Annotated in this window: 17 protein-coding genes; 9 read left to right on the top strand and 8 right to left on the bottom strand. The window is 63.1% G+C overall.

Translation table 11 applies throughout. The features are described 5' to 3' along the window. Positions 1 to 60: 60 nt before the first annotated feature. The 5 genes from metG to AV059_RS11570 all read left to right on the top strand — a co-directional run bounded on the left by metG (position 61) and on the right by AV059_RS11570 (position 5200). A complete protein-coding gene (gene metG, locus AV059_RS11590; protein WP_058994547.1) occupies positions 61 to 2202 on the top strand; it encodes a methionine--tRNA ligase in 2142 nt (713 codons plus the stop codon). A gap of 45 nt (positions 2203 to 2247) precedes the next feature. Further along, positions 2248 to 2616, top strand: a complete 369-nt coding sequence (locus AV059_RS11585; protein WP_058994546.1) for a hypothetical protein — start codon at positions 2248 to 2250, stop codon at positions 2614 to 2616. Between the two features lie 72 nt (positions 2617 to 2688). Beyond that, positions 2689 to 3285, top strand: coding sequence for an NfeD family protein (locus AV059_RS11580; protein WP_058994545.1), 597 nt, complete (start codon positions 2689 to 2691; stop codon positions 3283 to 3285). 71 nt (positions 3286 to 3356) lie between these two features. Further along, positions 3357 to 4544 (top strand): SPFH domain-containing protein, encoded by a 1188-nt coding sequence (locus AV059_RS11575; RefSeq protein ID WP_058994544.1) that lies wholly within the window; start codon positions 3357 to 3359, stop codon positions 4542 to 4544. A 50-nt stretch (positions 4545 to 4594) separates the two neighbouring features. Further along, entirely contained in the window at positions 4595 to 5200 is a 606-nt protein-coding gene (locus AV059_RS11570; RefSeq protein ID WP_004517143.1) for a MarR family transcriptional regulator, read from the top strand. 52 nt (positions 5201 to 5252) lie between these two features. Here the strand turns inward: AV059_RS11570 and AV059_RS11565 are convergent, their stop codons facing one another. Further along, positions 5253 to 7133: a hybrid sensor histidine kinase/response regulator gene (locus tag AV059_RS11565; protein ID WP_058994543.1), complete on the bottom strand. Its 1881-nt coding sequence runs from the start codon at positions 7131 to 7133 to the stop codon at positions 5253 to 5255. A gap of 198 nt (positions 7134 to 7331) precedes the next feature. Next, positions 7332 to 7574 carry a hypothetical protein gene (locus AV059_RS11560; RefSeq protein ID WP_004957888.1) on the bottom strand — a complete coding sequence of 81 codons (243 nt, stop codon included), beginning with the start codon at positions 7572 to 7574 and terminating at the stop codon, positions 7332 to 7334. 253 nt (positions 7575 to 7827) lie between these two features. Here AV059_RS11560 and AV059_RS11555 point away from each other — a divergent pair, with 253 nt between their 5' ends. Next, positions 7828 to 8226 carry a TRAM domain-containing protein gene (locus AV059_RS11555; protein ID WP_007188818.1) on the top strand — a complete coding sequence of 133 codons (399 nt, stop codon included), beginning with the start codon at positions 7828 to 7830 and terminating at the stop codon, positions 8224 to 8226. Positions 8227 to 8228: 2 nt separating this feature from the next. On the opposite strand, the gene AV059_RS11550 is transcribed toward AV059_RS11555, so the two are convergent. From AV059_RS11550 to AV059_RS11540, 3 genes are read right to left on the bottom strand one after another with little or no spacing between them, the layout of a single operon-like run. Beyond that, entirely contained in the window at positions 8229 to 8972 is a 744-nt protein-coding gene (locus tag AV059_RS11550; RefSeq protein WP_058994542.1) for a YkgJ family cysteine cluster protein, read from the bottom strand. Between the two features lie 33 nt (positions 8973 to 9005). Further along, positions 9006 to 9791: an MBL fold metallo-hydrolase gene (locus tag AV059_RS11545; protein ID WP_058994541.1), complete on the bottom strand. Its 786-nt coding sequence runs from the start codon at positions 9789 to 9791 to the stop codon at positions 9006 to 9008. A 9-nt stretch (positions 9792 to 9800) separates the two neighbouring features. Then, positions 9801 to 10070 (bottom strand): helix-turn-helix domain-containing protein, encoded by a 270-nt coding sequence (locus AV059_RS11540; protein WP_007188815.1) that lies wholly within the window; start codon positions 10068 to 10070, stop codon positions 9801 to 9803. A 250-nt stretch (positions 10071 to 10320) separates the two neighbouring features. Here AV059_RS11540 and AV059_RS11535 point away from each other — a divergent pair, with 250 nt between their 5' ends. Both AV059_RS11535 and AV059_RS11530 read left to right on the top strand, forming a co-directional pair. Further along, the gene (locus AV059_RS11535) at positions 10321 to 11025 is read left to right on the top strand and encodes a class I SAM-dependent methyltransferase (RefSeq protein WP_058994540.1); all 705 of its coding nucleotides are present in this window, start codon (positions 10321 to 10323) and stop codon (positions 11023 to 11025) included. Between the two features lie 95 nt (positions 11026 to 11120). Further along, entirely contained in the window at positions 11121 to 12026 is a 906-nt protein-coding gene (locus AV059_RS11530) for a glycosyltransferase family 2 protein (RefSeq protein ID WP_058994539.1), read from the top strand. Positions 12027 to 12089: 63 nt separating this feature from the next. Here AV059_RS11530 and AV059_RS11525 read toward each other — a convergent pair whose 3' ends face one another. Next, positions 12090 to 12899: an amidohydrolase family protein gene (locus tag AV059_RS11525; protein ID WP_058994538.1), complete on the bottom strand. Its 810-nt coding sequence runs from the start codon at positions 12897 to 12899 to the stop codon at positions 12090 to 12092. A gap of 175 nt (positions 12900 to 13074) precedes the next feature. On the opposite strand from AV059_RS11525, the gene thsA reads away from it, so the two are divergent. Then, positions 13075 to 14634, top strand: a complete 1560-nt coding sequence (gene thsA, locus AV059_RS11520) for a thermosome subunit alpha (protein WP_058994537.1) — start codon at positions 13075 to 13077, stop codon at positions 14632 to 14634. A 125-nt stretch (positions 14635 to 14759) separates the two neighbouring features. Here thsA and AV059_RS11515 read toward each other — a convergent pair whose 3' ends face one another. Both AV059_RS11515 and AV059_RS22410 read right to left on the bottom strand, forming a co-directional pair. Further along, complete coding sequence (locus AV059_RS11515; protein WP_058994536.1) at positions 14760 to 15191, bottom strand: DUF371 domain-containing protein; 432 nt, start codon at positions 15189 to 15191, stop codon at positions 14760 to 14762. A 26-nt stretch (positions 15192 to 15217) separates the two neighbouring features. After that, positions 15218 to 15391 carry a hypothetical protein gene (locus AV059_RS22410; protein ID WP_195156652.1) on the bottom strand — a complete coding sequence of 58 codons (174 nt, stop codon included), beginning with the start codon at positions 15389 to 15391 and terminating at the stop codon, positions 15218 to 15220. Positions 15392 to 15474 lie beyond the last annotated feature (83 nt).

Raw genomic sequence — 15474 nt, 5'->3', positions numbered from 1 at the left:
CGCGCGGCCACCACACCGAAACCAACCCCCTTTTGACCCGTCGGTGGCACACGAACAGGTATGAGCAACGACGAGTTTCCGACGGACCAGCCGGCGGTCGTGACCTGCGGGTTGCCCTATGCGAACGGTGACTTGCACGTCGGCCACCTCCGGACGTACGTCGACGGGGACGCGCTGTCGCGCGCCCTCCGGCGGATCGGCCAGCAGACGGCGTTCGTTTCGGGGTCAGATATGCACGGCACGCCAGTCGCGGTCAACGCCGCCGAAGAAGGCGTCGCACCGCGGGAGTTTGCGCTTGACTTCCACGAAACCTACGCCGAGACGTTCCCGCAGTTCAACATCGAGTTCGACAACTACGGACACACCGACGACGAGACCAACGTCGAACTCACCCAGGAGTTCGTCCGCTCGTGGGTCGAAAACGACCACGTCCACGAGAAGGAAATCGAGGTCGCCTGGGACACCGAGGAGGACCAGCCCCTCCCCGACCGATACGTCGAGGGGACCTGCCCCTACTGCGGTGAGCAGGCCCGCGGCGACGAGTGCGACGAGGGATGCCAGCGCCACCTCGAACCTGGCGAAATCGAGGACCCAGTGTCGACCCTAACCGGGAACCCCGCCGAGTACCGCACCCGCGAGCACAAGTTCCTCCGCCTCGCTGACTTCCAGGAGTACCTCCAGGGCTTTCTCGACCGTCTGGAGGGGACCGACAACGCCCAGAACCAGCCCCGCGAGTGGATCGAGGGTGAACTGCAGGACCTCTGTATCACGCGGGACATGGACTGGGGCGTGGACTATCCGGAGGATGTCGACGGCGGCGACGAACTGGTGCTGTACGTCTGGGTCGACGCACCAATCGAATACGTCGCCTCGACGAAACAGTACGCCGAGCGCGTCGGTGACGACGAGTACGACTGGGAAGCGGTCTGGAAGATCGACGGCGAGGAGCGCCACGGCACCGAGTGGGACGACGAGTGGGCCGACGACAGCGGCGAGATCATCCACGTCATCGGCCGCGATATCATCCAGCACCACGCGGTGTTCTGGCCCGCGATGCTTCGCGGCGCGGGGTACAACGAGCCCCGGTCGATTCTGGCGACCGGGTTCGTTGGCATCGACGGCAACGCGCTGTCGACCTCACGAAACCGTGCCGTCTGGGCCGACGAGTACCTTGACGCCGGCTTCCATCCCGACCTGTTCCGGTACTACATCGCGACCGGCGCACAGATCGACACCGACGTGGACTTCTCGTGGGACCGTTTCCAGGAGCGGGTCAACGGCGAACTCGTGGGCAACGTCGGCAACTTCATCTACCGCTCGCTGCTGTTCGCCGAGCGCAACTACGACGGGACGCCCGACGCCGCCGTCAGCGACGACGTACGCGAGCGAATTGAGGGGGCCATCGAGGACTTCGAGACCGCCGTTCAGAAGTACGATGTGCGCGAACTGGCCGAAATCGCCATCGAACTCTCGAACTACGGCAACGAGTATATCCAGCGCAACGAGCCGTGGAACCTCGTCAACGACGACCCCGACCGCGCCGAACAGGTCATCCGCGACTGCGTTCAGTTGACCAAGGCTGTCGCGGTGCTCATGCAGCCCGTGCTGCCGGGCAAGGCCGAGCGCCTCTGGGGCCAGCTCGACGAACAAGGCTCCGTCGCCGACGTGACCCTCGACAGCGCGCTCGAAGCGCCGCCGGCCGAGTTCGGCGAGCCCGCGGAGCTATTCGAGCAGGTTGAGGACGACCACATCGAGGCGCTCAACGAGGAGCTACAGGACCGGGTTGCGGAGGCCAATGACGACACGGAAGACGACAGCGATGGCGGTGACGCAGACGAAGGGGACGACGATGTAGACACCGCCGACCTTCAGCCTCTTGTCGAAGACCGCATCAGCTTCGAGGACTTCGAGGGCGTCGACATGCGCGTCGGCGAGATCCGCAGCGCCGAGCCGGTCGAGGGCGCGGACAAGCTCCTGCGTCTGGAAGTCGACATCGGCCACGAGGTCCGACAGGTCGTCGCCGGCCTCCGACAGCTCCACGACGCCGAGGCGCTTCCCGGGACGCGCGTCATCCTTCTTGCGAACATGGAGAAAGCCGAGCTGTTCGGCATCGAATCCAACGGGATGGTGCTTGCCGCCGGCGATGAGGCGGACCTGCTGACGACCCACGAGGACGCCCCGCTGGGGACGCGAATCAAGTAACCGCAGTCGCCAGCGCTTTTGTAGTCACAGCACGTACCGCGGAACATGGATGACGACGGGGCCGCACGAGACGATGCGGCCGCTACGGGTGACACGTTCACCGAAGAGTACGAACTGGCGACGGAAGCCGACGTAATTCAGGTCGATGGTGACGCGGCCGATACGGACGCGGCCGACGAGGAGGGCGCGGTCGCGGGCTCGTTCGCCCCGGACCTGAAAGTGACACCCGACGCGCCGAAGCCCGAGAACGTTGTCTTCGTTGCGCTGGGAGTCTGCATCGCGATTCTCTCGCTCGGGCGGATGTTCCTTGGGGCGGAGATGTACACGCCGTCCACACTCGGCGGCGTGGTCCTGTCCGTTGCGCTCGGCACCGCAGTACTGTACGGGTTCTTCGTCCGGACGAGCGACGCGTGAGGCTGTACCAATGGCGGAGGCGGTGCGCTCCCCACCCCGACACTTAATCCTGCTCCGACACTAAGTCCGTGCATGGTGAACCCGCTGGCGACAGTTGCCCCGCTGCAGGCCGAACCACTGTTAGGTATGTCGCTTTCCATCCTGCTGTTTCTGGCCGGTGCGGGCCTCATCGTGGGCGAAGCGCTCGCTCCCGGGACCCACTTTTTCGTGCTCGGCGTGGCCCTGCTGACGGCGGGGCTAGTCGGGCTGTTCATCCCAGCGAGCCTGGGTATCCTCGCGCCACTCATCCTTACTGTCGTCGTGCTTGCAACGACAGCGGTCACGCTCTGGGGATATCGAAAGCTCGATTTCGCTGCGCCGGGCCGCGGCCAGACGCTCAGTTCTGACTCGCTCACGGGACAGTTCGGGACTGTGACCGAGCGCGTTACCCGGAGTGACGGCGAGGTCAAACTGGAAGACGGCGGTTTCAATCCGTACTATCAGGCTCGCAGTTCCGGCGACCCCATCGAAGAGGGAGCGGAGGTCATCGTCATCGACCCCGGCGGCGGGAACGTACTCGAAGTCGAAGCGGTGGAGTCGGCGAGCGACGAGATCGACCGCGCGCTCGAACGTGACCGAAACCGGAGTGACGGGGACGCCGAACCAGAACGAGAGTCCGAGCGGGCGTAGGTGTGTGATTCGGTAGTTTGTGACAGGGACACCGAAGCCTTTTCCTTGAGCGCTCCGGAGGTCTGACTGTCATGTTCCCCGCGACAGCACCGCTACAACCCGGAGGACTCATCGGTTTCGTTACCGTAATCTTCCTCCTGATCGCCATCGCGCTGGTGTATTCCAGCGTCGTGATCATCCGCCCGTACCAGAAAGGTGCCTACACGGTCCTCGGTACCTATCGCGGCGTCCTCGACCAGGGGATTCACTTCATCTACCCCTTCGTCTCCGACGTGACGCGGTTCGATATGCGTACCCAGACGCTCGATGTGCCACGGCAAGAGGCTATCACCCGCGACAACTCGCCGGTGACCGCCGACGCCGTCGTCTACATCAAGGTGATGGACCCGAAGAAGGCGTTCCTCGAAGTCGACAACTACGAGCGTGCGGTCTCCAACCTCGCCCAGACGACCCTCCGTGCCGTGCTGGGTGACATGGAACTGGACGACACGCTGAACAAGCGGGGCGAAATCAACGCCCGCATCCGAAAGGAACTGGACGAGCCCACCGACGAGTGGGGTGTCCGCGTCGAGAGCGTGGAGGTCCGCGAGGTCAACCCGTCCAAGGACGTCCAGCAGGCCATGGAGCAACAGACCTCCGCCGAGCGGAAACGCCGTGCCATGATTCTGGAAGCCCAGGGTGAACGGCGCTCCGCCATCGAGACGGCGGAAGGTGACAAGCAGTCTAACATCATCCGCGCACAGGGTGAGAAGCAGAGCCAGATTCTGGAAGCCCAGGGTGACGCAATCTCGACCGTCCTGCGTGCGAAATCCGCCGAATCGATGGGCGAACGCGCCGTCATCGACAAGGGGATGGAGACGCTGGCCGAAATCGGCCAGGGCGAGTCGACGAAGTTCATCCTCCCGCAGGAACTCACCTCGTTGGTGGGCCGCTACGGCAAGCACCTCCAGGGTTCGGACGTGAAGGAGAACGGGCACTCGCTGGAAGCGCTTGACTTCGACGACGAGACCCGCGAGATGCTCGGTCTGGACGACATCGAGGAGATCCTCGGTCAGATCGACGAGGAAGCCGAAGTCGATGTCGAGGCGATGGAAGAAGAGGCACAGAAAATCAAGCAGGGTCAGGACAGTGGCCTCGACAGCGCCGATGAGATGATTCAGGAGATGGACGCTGAAATCGACGACGACTCGTCGACGACTGACGTGGCCGGCGGTCCGGACGACACGACGCGAACGTCGGAAGTCGACAAAGACAATTAACTGAGAATCAGGCGAAGACGTTTTATTACCGACCCACCTTTTCGGTAGCAATGACGCGTGAGGGCGACGTAGACGAGGACAAGCGAGCGACGCTCCGTCGCTTTGCCGCCCTCGGTGCAGCGAGCCCGTTTGCCCGCTTCGGCGACAGCGGGAGCGAGAGCGATGCACCCGATGCCATCGCCGGGTACGTCTCGGCACACCCCGGAACGCACTTCTCGAAGCTTCGCGACGACCTCAAACTCGGGACCGGTGAGGCCCAGCACCACCTCCACCGACTGGAAAACGAGGCCGTCGTCACGTCACAGAAGGACGGCGACTACCGACGGTACTTCCCGGCCGGCCAGTTCTCCGAGTTCGAACAGGTGGCGCTTGGCTACCTGCGGCGTTCGACCGCTCGCGGGATGCTCGTCACCCTGCTGCGTCGTCCAGACGTGACGGCGTCGGAGCTGGCCAGCGAACTCGACGTTTCGCGACCGACAGTGAGCAACTACGCCGCCGATCTGGAGTCTGCCGGGCTCCTGTCCCGTGAGGACGGGTACGCGGTGACGGAACCCGAAACCGTGCTGACCCTGCTGATCCGGTATGCCGACTCGTTCGGCGACGATGTCGCCGCGCTGGCCGGCGAGGCCGATTCGCTGCTGCGATACGACCCGTGACACTTGCGTCGGTACTCTGCTCGCTGTTGGTCCGCTGACGTCTATGTCGCCGTTACGTCTCTTTGTCGACACCGGTAATTTCGAACCTGGCACCACCTGATTCGCTGTCGGTCACACTGATATCCCAGCCATGGACGGCGGCGATATCGGCCACGATTGCGAGGCCGAAGCCGGTGCCTTCGGAGGCGGTCGAGTAGCCGGCCCCGAACACCGTGTCTCGTTCGTCTTCGGGGATGCCCGGGCCGTCATCAGCAACATAGAAGCCGTTAGCACCGTCGATATCACCGATAGTGACTGTCACCCCGTCGTCATTCTCGACGGTCTCGCCGGACTGTCCCGACCCCCCCATCGAGCCGTGCTCCATGCTGTCTTGCTGCATCTGAGAGGGCGAGGATTCTGACCCGTGTGCCACGCAGTTCCGAAACAGGTTCGAAAGCAGGCGCTGCAACCGGCCGGGGTCTGCAAGGACGACGCTGTCGGTATCAGTCTCCAGAGCCGCACTCTCCGTCTCGACAGTCTCCCAGCACGCAGTTGCGGCGGTTCGGAGGGTGACAGGCTCAGTGGTCGTTGCCTCGCGACCCTCTCGTGCCAGCGTCAGGATATCGTCAATGAGCGTCTGCATCCGTTCGTGAGCGGCACCGATACTGTCGAGGTGGTCGTTTGTCACTTCCTGCTGGGCCAGTTCCAGATGCCCCTGTGCGACTGTCAGTGGCCCCTGCAGGTCGTGGCTGACGACGCTGGCGAAAGACTCCAGTCGCTCGTTTTGCACGCGGAGCCTGCGTTCACGCTCCTTCTGTTCGGTGATGTCCTGAATGAACCCCCGAACAGTCCGCTTCTCTGTACCCTCAACGCGTTTGCCGCGGGTCCGGACCCACCGATGGTTTCCTTCGGCAGTGATGAGTCTGACCTCAAGGTCGTACGGATCGCCGTCATTGAGGGCCGCCTCAACGGCATCTGCAACCATCTCTTTGTCCTCGGGATGGTAGAACGACAGCCCGTCCTCGACTGTTGGGTCAAAGTCGTCGTCGACCTCGTGGATGCGACGGGTGCCCGCTGTCCAGGTAGACATCCCGCTTTCGTCGTACTCCCAGGCGCCAAGGGTACCGAGTTCTTCCGCCTCGGCGAAGAAGTCCCGTAACTGGGCGAGGTTCTGTTCGTGCTCGATGCGCTCCGTAACGTCCTGACAGTGTGAGAAGACGGTGACAACATCGCCCGAATCGTCAGTAACGAGGCGATTGTGCCACTCAACCACGATGCGGTCGCCGTTCTTCTTGATGTTCTCGTTGACGCTGTGGTAGCCACCACTGGCCTCGCTGAGAGCGGACGTAACCGCATCGACATCGTCGTAGCTCTCCGAACTCACGAACGTCTCCCACGTTTCCCCGAGCAGTTCCGTTTCGGTGTAGCCGAATATCTCTGTGAGGGTGTCGTTGACGCGGACGATCTCGAAGTCCTGATTATACTCGACGAACCCGAGCGGCGACTGGTCGATAAACAGCGAGAGCCGGTCTTTACTCGCTTCGAGGGCGCGCTGTGACCGGTACTGTTCGACGGCGTTGACGATTCGGTTCGCCAGAAGGGCGTAGTGGCTGGTGTCTGAGGTTTTCTGTAGATAGTCAGTGACGCCTGCGGAGATAGCATCACTGGCGACGGCTTCGCTACCACGGCCCGTGTACAGAATAAACGGAAGGTCGGGATAGTCTTCGCGGACAGATTCGAGGAAGTCGATACCGTTCTGGCCGGGCATCTCGTAGTCAGAAACGATACAGTCGACTGCTGTCGTTTCGAGCAGCTGCAGGCCCTTTCGGGCACTCGTTGCGATCTCGATGTCGAATGCAGTCCGCTCTCGTGTGAGGAATGCCGCTGTCGTCTCTGCGTACTGCCGGTCGTCGTCGACGTGAAGCACCCGGATGGCGGAGCCAGCCTCGCCCATTGATGCGTGCAACTATGGCCTCAATGGTTATCAATATAGACATTCGGGTTTGCTAATATATCCTGAAAAGTCAAGGTAAAGCGGCTGAAACGGAGGGTGAGCGACGACACCGGCTGCTCTCTGCGCAGGCCCACATCACGGGCCTGTGTGGACGATCAGGTGGGAGTAGCGATGTATCCGCGTCGAGTCAGCGCCGGCTCAGGCCTCAACCATCCACGTCGTCGAGGAGGAGTAGCCCCACTTCTCGACGGCCAGGTCGTGGTCGCCGTCGGCGATGGCGGTCATATTCGTGCCGACTTCCTTGGCCGAAAGGCCGAGTTCGTCGCCGATGAGCCGCGATTTGAAATACGTCTGGTCGTCAGCATTGGAACGGAGATACTCCAGAATACGTCGCTGCTTGTCCGAGAGCGGACTGTTGGGGGTTTGTGCGGTGGCGCTCATTAGTACAGTTACTAGCTGTACCGAGACACCCTTATTGGATTTGGTACAGACGGTTAACGGCTCGCCTTCTGGCGGTTTTCCCTCACTCGAAGCGGGGATACTGCCGCGAGTTGGGCCACGCGGCAGCCGGTTGGTACAGGCGGGAAACACCGTCGCTGCTCGTCGTCACCTCGCAGTTTGAACGACAGCGATCGCTCGCTCCGGCAGTTCTTTAATAATGGGCCGTTTTGTGGCCGAACGGAGGTCTATCACATTGGAAATCTCGGATCAACTGCTGTGTCTGTTCAGTGCCGATATCCGCGACGAGGGGGACCGGTACGTCGTGGAGGTCCCGCGTCGAGAGGTCGAAACGGGCGCAGTCGACTCAGGCAGTACTTATCGCGTTGCGCTCATCTCCGCAGATGAGGAGACAGAGACGGACGAAGAGACGGTGTCAGACACGCCGCCGGACCAGCCACAGCCGCCGGTCGAACCGGGTGAGACGCGCTACGTCGAGATCGAAGACATCGGGAAGCAGGGTGACGGCATCGCTCGCGTCGAGCGCGGCTACGTCATTATTGTCCCAGGAGCCGAAATCGACGAACGAGTCAAGATCGAAGTCACCGAAGTCAAGTCGAACTTCGCGGTCGGCGAAATCATCGACGACGTGTGACGCTACTCGTAGGGGCTGCCGTCGGGGCGCTTTGCCCCTTCGGAGTCGTGGACGACGACCTGTCCGGCTGACGGATCGACGGGCCGGTAGTTGTCGCGGACGCCGATTGCTTCCGTCAGTTCCCGAACGGCTCGTTCCTTGAGCGCTGCAGCCAACTCCTCGGCGTCGGCTCTGGAGAGGTCCCGGCCGAGCCCCTCGCATTCGTGGGCCCGAACGACTCCTTCCTCGTCGACGGCTTCGCCCATCGGCTGGCTTGTCCCGCCGAGTGCGACGCTGAACGGGTAGGTCTGGCAGATGAGCGGGCGGTCGCCGTGGACCGTACAGGCACCCGTACCGTCATCGCCCTCAGCGTAGAATGTGCAGTCGCCGCAGTCGTCGGTCTGGAGCGCCCACTCGAACGTCTCTCCTTCGGGGCCGTCCGGCCCGTCCGCCAGTCCGTACGGCATCGGCCGGGCAACGTCGCGGAAGTCGTACTCTCCGGCCGCCTGTAGCTGCCGAATCTCGTCCGGAAACACTGTCGCAGTGTGGGGTTCGGCATCGGTTTCGGCCGAGTCAGCGTTCTCGCCGGACCGATCAATGGGCCCGTCAACCTCGTCAGCACTCTCTCCGCCTTCGCCACACGCCGACTCGGCCTTGCAACAGGCCCCACAGCGGGTGCATTCGAACCCGATAGTCTCGATTGCGTCGGCCAGTTCCGACTCCTCAAGGGCACGGGCCCGTTCGAGTTCGGTTTCCAGAGAGTCCACAGCCCTGATAGCAGGCGGATGGGCAAAAAGGCGTCACTCCGCCGGATTCGGTGCGGCCCGCTCGCTGTCCCATGAAATAGCGCCCTCGACAGCCAGTTTTTCAAGATGGGTCAGCACTGTCCCACGGGCCAAATCGCGCACGCCGGTGAGGTCCTTCTCGTAGGCGGCCTCAAGGATTTCATCCAGCGTGGCGGCCCCGTCGTGGACAGCGTCCCGAACGCGTCGCTCGCGCACCAGTCGATGGTTGATGAGGCGCGCACAGGTCTCCCGCGGCGTCTCGATACGCGGGCCGTGGCCCGGTAACAGCACGTCGGGGTTTCTGGCGTGGAGTCGCCGCAGTGACGCGAGATAGGCCCGAACGTCGCCCTCGGGTGCGCCGACGACGACGCTACCCTCGGCAACGGCGAGGTCACCGGAGACAACGGCCCCATCTGTGGCGAAGGCGACGTGTTCCGGCGCGTGCCCCGGCGTATCGATGACAGTCACTGGGCCGGCATCGGTCGGAATCGTCGTTCCGCCGCTGAACAGTCTATCCGGGGTAACGCCGGTCGCGGCTTCGAACGCGCTCGCCCGACCGCGACGCGCCCAGACCGTTGCGCCTGTCTCTCTGGCGTAGTGTGCAACGGCACCGGCGTGGTCAGGGTGGTGGTGCGTGAGTGCAATGTGAGCGAGGGAACGGTCGCTGAGAAGCGAGTCGAGCGCATCATCGGTATCCGGGGGGTCCACAAGAAGAGCCGCTTCATCGCCGCAAACGTATGCTGCCGTGCTGCCGGTCGGTGCCCGTGTCGGGACGGACACGTCGGCCCGGTGCCAGTCCATGCCGATGGGTCAGACCGTGAGGAAATAAACCTGTTTGCGCGCGTCGGTGAAACTGTACCGCGAATCGACCAGACCAGACTCCTCCAGTCGGTTCAGTGCATATCTGACAGTGCGGTCCGGGAGCAGTGAGCTCTCGGCTAAGTCGCCCTGTGACAACGGGGCATCGTCTTCCAGTACCTTCGCGACGAGCTTCGCGCTCGGCGGGAGTTCACGCAGGGTGTCGCGGAACTCCTCGTCAGTGAAAGGTGCTGGTGCAGCGTTTTCAGTTAATGCGCTCATAGTGGCTGATATTCAAGACTTACTGGTAAAACTTGGCTATATGCATGACCAAACAATACAGATTCTATGAAGTGTTTAATGTGTCCTTATACATGGCCGTCATCGTGTGGTTCTCGTCTCTATCACGAAGTCACGCCCAGACCTATCAGGGCAGCGAGCGTGACCGGAGTCGGTCTGGTAGGGAAAACAGTCCGACCGACGAAAGGGGATTCCAGTATCGTTTTATCCCCCGCGGGGTGAGCAATACACCGTGAAAGGGCAGGAGTGGTATCAGGCCGACACCGTGGCCGAAGAGTACGAGGCCAAGCGGTTCTCCCGTGGCGGGCGGCTGATCGACCGACGTGAGAAACAGGCCGTCCTCAACGCAATCGGCCCTGTGGCCGATAAGGACGTGCTAGAAGTAGCTTGCGGGACCGGACGGTTCACTGTGATGCTGGCCGAGCGCGGCGCGAACATCACCGGGCTGGACATCTCAGGACCGATGCTCCAGCAGGGCCGTGAGAAGGCACAGGCGACTGGTGTCGACGACCGCGTCGAGTTCATGCGGGGCGACGCCGCCCGGCTCCCGTTCCCGGATGACCATTTCGACACCGTGTTTGCGATGCGGTTTTTCCATCTGGCTGACACCCCGGCGGCGTTTCTCGCGGAGATGCGCCGCGTCTCGAAGGAACAGGTCTTCTTCGATACGTTCAACCGGTTTTCGACCCGGTCGATATACAACTGGGCGCTCCCGATGGGGTCGCGGCTCTATTCGCGCTGGGAGATTGACCGGCTGTTAGACGGAGCCGGACTAGAACTGACAGGCGCAAACCACGACTGGCTGCTTCCGTACGGCTTCTACCGGAAGATTCCGAACGAACTGGCCGCCTCGTTCCGGTCGCTCGATACGGCGCTCGGCGGCACGCCACTCGGGGAAAAGCTGGCATCGGTGTCGTACTGGAACACTCACGTCTAGCGTGGCGCTGTTCGAACGACCTGTTTTCTCTGTATCGGAACGTCGCCGTCCGTCTCCCGCGACTTTTAAGCGCCTTCGCCGTCCTATCCAGAGGTATGGATATCTCGGTAGTGGTCCCGACGTTGAACGGCCGGGAGGAGCTGACCGGCTGTCTGGACGCACTCACCGAGCAAGTTCCCGATGCCGAAGTGATTGTCGTCAACGGCCCGTCAGCCGACGGCACGACTGGTATGGTCCGCGACCGGGACGACATCTCTCTTCTCGTCGAAATCGCCGACCGCTCGGTAACAGTCGCTCGCAACGCAGGGATTGACCGGGCAACAGGGGACGTTATCGCGCTCGTTCATCAATCACTCTCTGTCGAGTCCGGCTGGGCTGACGCCGTGAAAGACGGGCTCTCGGGGGCCGCCCAGGCTATCACCGGGCCGACACACCAGCAACTGTGGGCCGGGATGACGACCGAAACAGAGGAAACGCGGACAATCGCCGGCCGCGACGTGACGTACTTCAATCCCGGCAACGTCGCGTTCGATGCCGAGGTGCTGGAAGCGCTCGACGGGTTCGACGAGTACCTAAACGTCGGCAGTGCCCGGGACTTCGCACACCGGATGGCCGCCGGTGAGTACGGCGTCGACTGGAGCACCGAAATGTGCGTCAGCCGCGAGTTCGAGGCCGACGGCGGTATCGCCGAGACTGACTGGAACTGGAAGTACCGCTCGCTCGCCTACCGACTGGTGAAGAACTACAACATCCGGCCGACCGTGGTGCGGCGAATCCTCAGTCACGCGGTCGGTGACGCGAAGGACGCGCTATTTGATGTCGTGCGGGGGGAGACGACGCCGTCGCAGTGGCTCGGCACTGGGCAGGACGTGTTCGGCGGCGTCGGGTCAGGAATCATCGACGGCGTCCGGGCACGCGTGACCGACCGGACGGCTCGCCGGAATCCGAACGGTCGCTCTGCGCGAACGAACCGCGCAGTGACTGTGTACGACTGGCGATAACCGGTGGGGTGGCGATAACTGGTACTGGTCGCGACCGTTCGACTGGGGCAGGAGTGCCGGTGGTCAGGGGGCCAGCGCCTCAATGACGCGGTTGGGATTGTTCGAAAACACCTTTCGCATCGCGTCTTCGGGAACGTCCAGTGTTAGAATCTCCATCACGGCCACGTTCGGGTGGACACCGGGAACGCCGCTCCCGAAGAGAACACGGTCGGGATGTTCTAACACCGCCCGTTCCATCGGCCCCCGGTAGCGGACCGCGCTGGTGTCGAGATACAGATTATCGTGGGTCTCCAGCAAGTCGATGGCCCGTTCCATCAGGTCCTTCCGGAGCGGGTGCGCGCCGAAATGTGAGAGGATAACCGGGAAGTCATACGCCAGCAGCGACTCGGCGACAGCTTCGGGTTGGAACCCTTCGCCACCGTGGACGATGACGGGCAGCGACACCGACTCTAGTTCTGCGAGCACGTCCTCGTCTGGCAGCCCATCGGTCGGCGGATGGAGCTTGAAGCCGTAGAACCGGTCGTCGTATGCGTACTGCTCGATGTCTTCCGGGGAAGTGTGGTCGTCCGTGCGACTACTTGCGAGGTTGCGGAGGGTCGACCCGGGGCCGCTTCCCGGGTCCCGGGCGCCGTTGACCCTGGCGAAGGCGACCATCGGTCGCTCGACGGTCATCCGGGCGACGGCGTTGTTCGCTTTCAGATACGAGCCGTCTCGCTCACCGGGGAAGACGACGGAGCGGACGACGCCGGCCTGGTGCATCTCCCGCTCCAGTTGCTCCGGGTCGCCCATGCCGTCTCGGGGTCGGCGCTGCTCGTCGGGTTCCAGCCGTGCGTGCACGTCGACGACGCGAAAGCCGTGCTCCAGCTCCAGCATCTACTGTACGGTGTGTATACACCCATATTAAAAGGTGTGTAGGTCCGGCCAGGATTACAGGGACAGCACGGCGCTGTCGCCCGACGAGCGGTCTGCGCTGTTAGAAAGTTTTATATAGAACCGCTTGCCTTGTCTTAAGTGAGGTTCAACACATATGTCATCTGGCCAGCGACGCATGGGCGGCCAGCCTCTTTTCATCCTTGATGAGGACGCCCAGCGCACACACGGGAAGGACGCACAGTCATCGAACATCTCCGCCGGAAAGGCCGTAAGCGAGTCTGTACGGACCACGCTCGGTCCCCGCGGCATGGACAAGATGCTCGTCTCCGACGATGGTGATGTGGTCATCACTAACGACGGGGCGACCATCCTCTCCGAGATGGACATCGAACACCCTGCGGCCCAGATGATCGTCGAAGTCGCCCAGACCCAGGAGGACGAAGTGGGCGACGGCACGACGACGGCGTCCGTGCTGGCCGGGGAACTGCTGACGAAAGGCGAGGACCTGCTCGACGACGACGTCCACCCGACAACAATCGTCGAGGGATACTCTGCCGCGGCTGAACTCGCACAGGACGCCATCAACGAGCTCGTCCTTGATGTCGACCTCGACGACGAGACGCTCGTCGAAGTCGCCGAATCCTCGATGACCGGCAAGGGCACCGGTGACGTTGAGGCCGAGAAACTCGCCGAAGTCGTCGTCGACGCTGTCCGCCACGCCAAGAGCGGCAACGGCGTCCGCCGAGACAACATCGAAGTCCACACCCAGACGGGTGCGGCTTCCTCCGCGACCAAGCTCGTCGAGGGCGTCATCGTCGACGAGACGGCCGTCCACGACAACATGCCGACCTCGGTCGAGGACGCGTCCATCGCGGTCATCGACACCGAGCTCGACGTCCGCGAGAGCAACATCGATGCTGAGTACAATGTCTCCAGCGTCGACCAGCTCAACGCCGCGCTCGATGCCGAAGAGGGCGAACTGCAGGGCTACGCCGAGGATGTCCTCGAAAGCGGCGCTGACGTCGCGTTCGTCACCGAGGATGTCGCCGACCGCGTCGCCTCCCAGCTTGCCAAGGAAGGCGTCTTCGTCGCCGACAGCATCAGCTCCTCGACCGCCAAGGACATCGTCGAGGCCACCGGCGCAAAGCGCGTCGGCTCGCTCGAATCCCTTGACGAGGACGCGCTCGGCCACGCCGACAGCGTCAACGTCGAGAAGCAGGGCGACGACGACGTGACATTCATCACCGGCGGCGCGACCGCCGAGTCCGTCACGGTCATCGCTCGCGGCTCCACCGAACACGTCGTCGACGAACTCGAACGCGCGCTCAACGACGCGCTCGACACCGTCATCGCCGCGCTCGACGCCGGCGGTGTGGTCCCCGGCGCAGGCGCGACCGAGATCGCCATCGCCGACCACATCCGCTCCGAAGCGGCGTCCATCGAGGGCCGCAAGCAGCTCGCCGTCGAAGCGTTCGCCGACGCCGTCGACGTGCTGCCCCGCACCCTCGCGGAGAACACGGGCCTCGACGCCATCGACGCGCTCGTCGACCTCCGCGCAGAACACGAGAGCGAGGGCATCGCTGGCATCATCAGCGAAGGCCAGACTGGCGTCGTCGGTGACCCAGTCGAGTACGGCATCCTCGACCCCGCCGCGGTCAAGCGCGAAGCGGTCGACTCCGCCACCGAAGCGGCGACGATGATCGTCCGTATCGACGACGTTATCTCGTCGAGCTAAGCGAGGTCGCAACGCGACCTCGACACGAGCGGCATCGCCGCGAGTTAAGCGGTCAATTCGTTCACAACCCGTTTTCTTTCAGCTAAGCCGGATAGCGGCGCGACCGCCAACAGAGAAGACGCTGCTTACTCGCTACTTGGCTCCACAGAAAGCGTCAGCGTCGCATCGTGGCCGTCAGCGAGCGCCTCGACAAGGTCCCGGTCCACGTCGCCGGCCGCCGAATCAGCGTTCACCATCACGGTCCGGTCGTCGACGTAGTCGCTCGTCCGCAGGACGTGGCTCCGGTCGTTCTCGAAGGACAGGTCGGGGTGGCCGGTCCCGGTCACAGTAACGGTCTGTTCGCCGGCTTCGATAGTCGCTGTAATCGCCGCGTTGGCGTCCTGACAGGCCGTCACGAATTCGCTGTCGAAGTCAGCGGGAACGCGGTCGGCTTCGATAGCGAGGATACAGTCACCTGCAGGGGTTAGAAAGTCGTCGCTCGTCACTTCCAGCGTGCTGGCGTGCTCGCCGGAGACGTTTTCGTGGCCCTGTGCACGGACCACTTCTTCAAGTGTCATACCTCCCGATCACTGCCGGGCGTACTTCAGCGGGACGACTCCGACTTCACGACGGTAACCGTCACCGCACCACAGGCGCACTCGTGGGCCTCGCGGCGGCCGGCCTCGGTCTCAAACACCAGCGCTGGCTCGCCGAGCGGGCGCTCGCAGTGCTGGGCCTCGCAGGTCGGTGTCGCCGCCTCGTGCAGTTCGGTGAGCATATCTGGATAGTAGGTGGCTACCTATGTCAAAGCGAGCCATCCCCGGAGTGAAAGTGAAAGTGAAGCCGTGGGGCAAAGGATAT

The organism is Haloarcula sp. CBA1127 (assembly GCF_001485575.1).
GTDB lineage: Archaea > Halobacteriota > Halobacteria > Halobacteriales > Haloarculaceae > Haloarcula.
This window is presented reverse-complemented; position numbering and strand designations above follow the sequence as displayed.

Coding starts and splice junctions, on each gene's coding strand:
- metG (WP_058994547.1), top strand. CDS start 61: ATGAGCAACGACGAGTTTCCGACGGACCAGCCGGCGGTCGTGACCTGC.
- AV059_RS11585 (WP_058994546.1), top strand. CDS start 2,248: ATGGATGACGACGGGGCCGCACGAGACGATGCGGCCGCTACGGGTGAC.
- AV059_RS11580 (WP_058994545.1), top strand. CDS start 2,689: ATGGTGAACCCGCTGGCGACAGTTGCCCCGCTGCAGGCCGAACCACTG.
- AV059_RS11575 (WP_058994544.1), top strand. CDS start 3,357: ATGTTCCCCGCGACAGCACCGCTACAACCCGGAGGACTCATCGGTTTC.
- AV059_RS11570 (WP_004517143.1), top strand. CDS start 4,595: ATGACGCGTGAGGGCGACGTAGACGAGGACAAGCGAGCGACGCTCCGT.
- AV059_RS11565 (WP_058994543.1), bottom strand. CDS start 7,133: ATGGGCGAGGCTGGCTCCGCCATCCGGGTGCTTCACGTCGACGACGAC.
- AV059_RS11560 (WP_004957888.1), bottom strand. CDS start 7,574: ATGAGCGCCACCGCACAAACCCCCAACAGTCCGCTCTCGGACAAGCAG.
- AV059_RS11545 (WP_058994541.1), bottom strand. CDS start 9,791: ATGGACTGGCACCGGGCCGACGTGTCCGTCCCGACACGGGCACCGACC.
- AV059_RS11540 (WP_007188815.1), bottom strand. CDS start 10,070: ATGAGCGCATTAACTGAAAACGCTGCACCAGCACCTTTCACTGACGAG.
- AV059_RS11530 (WP_058994539.1), top strand. CDS start 11,121: ATGGATATCTCGGTAGTGGTCCCGACGTTGAACGGCCGGGAGGAGCTG.
- AV059_RS11525 (WP_058994538.1), bottom strand. CDS start 12,899: ATGCTGGAGCTGGAGCACGGCTTTCGCGTCGTCGACGTGCACGCACGG.
- thsA (WP_058994537.1), top strand. CDS start 13,075: ATGGGCGGCCAGCCTCTTTTCATCCTTGATGAGGACGCCCAGCGCACA.
- AV059_RS11515 (WP_058994536.1), bottom strand. CDS start 15,191: ATGACACTTGAAGAAGTGGTCCGTGCACAGGGCCACGAAAACGTCTCC.
- AV059_RS22410 (WP_195156652.1), bottom strand. CDS start 15,391: ATGCTCACCGAACTGCACGAGGCGGCGACACCGACCTGCGAGGCCCAG.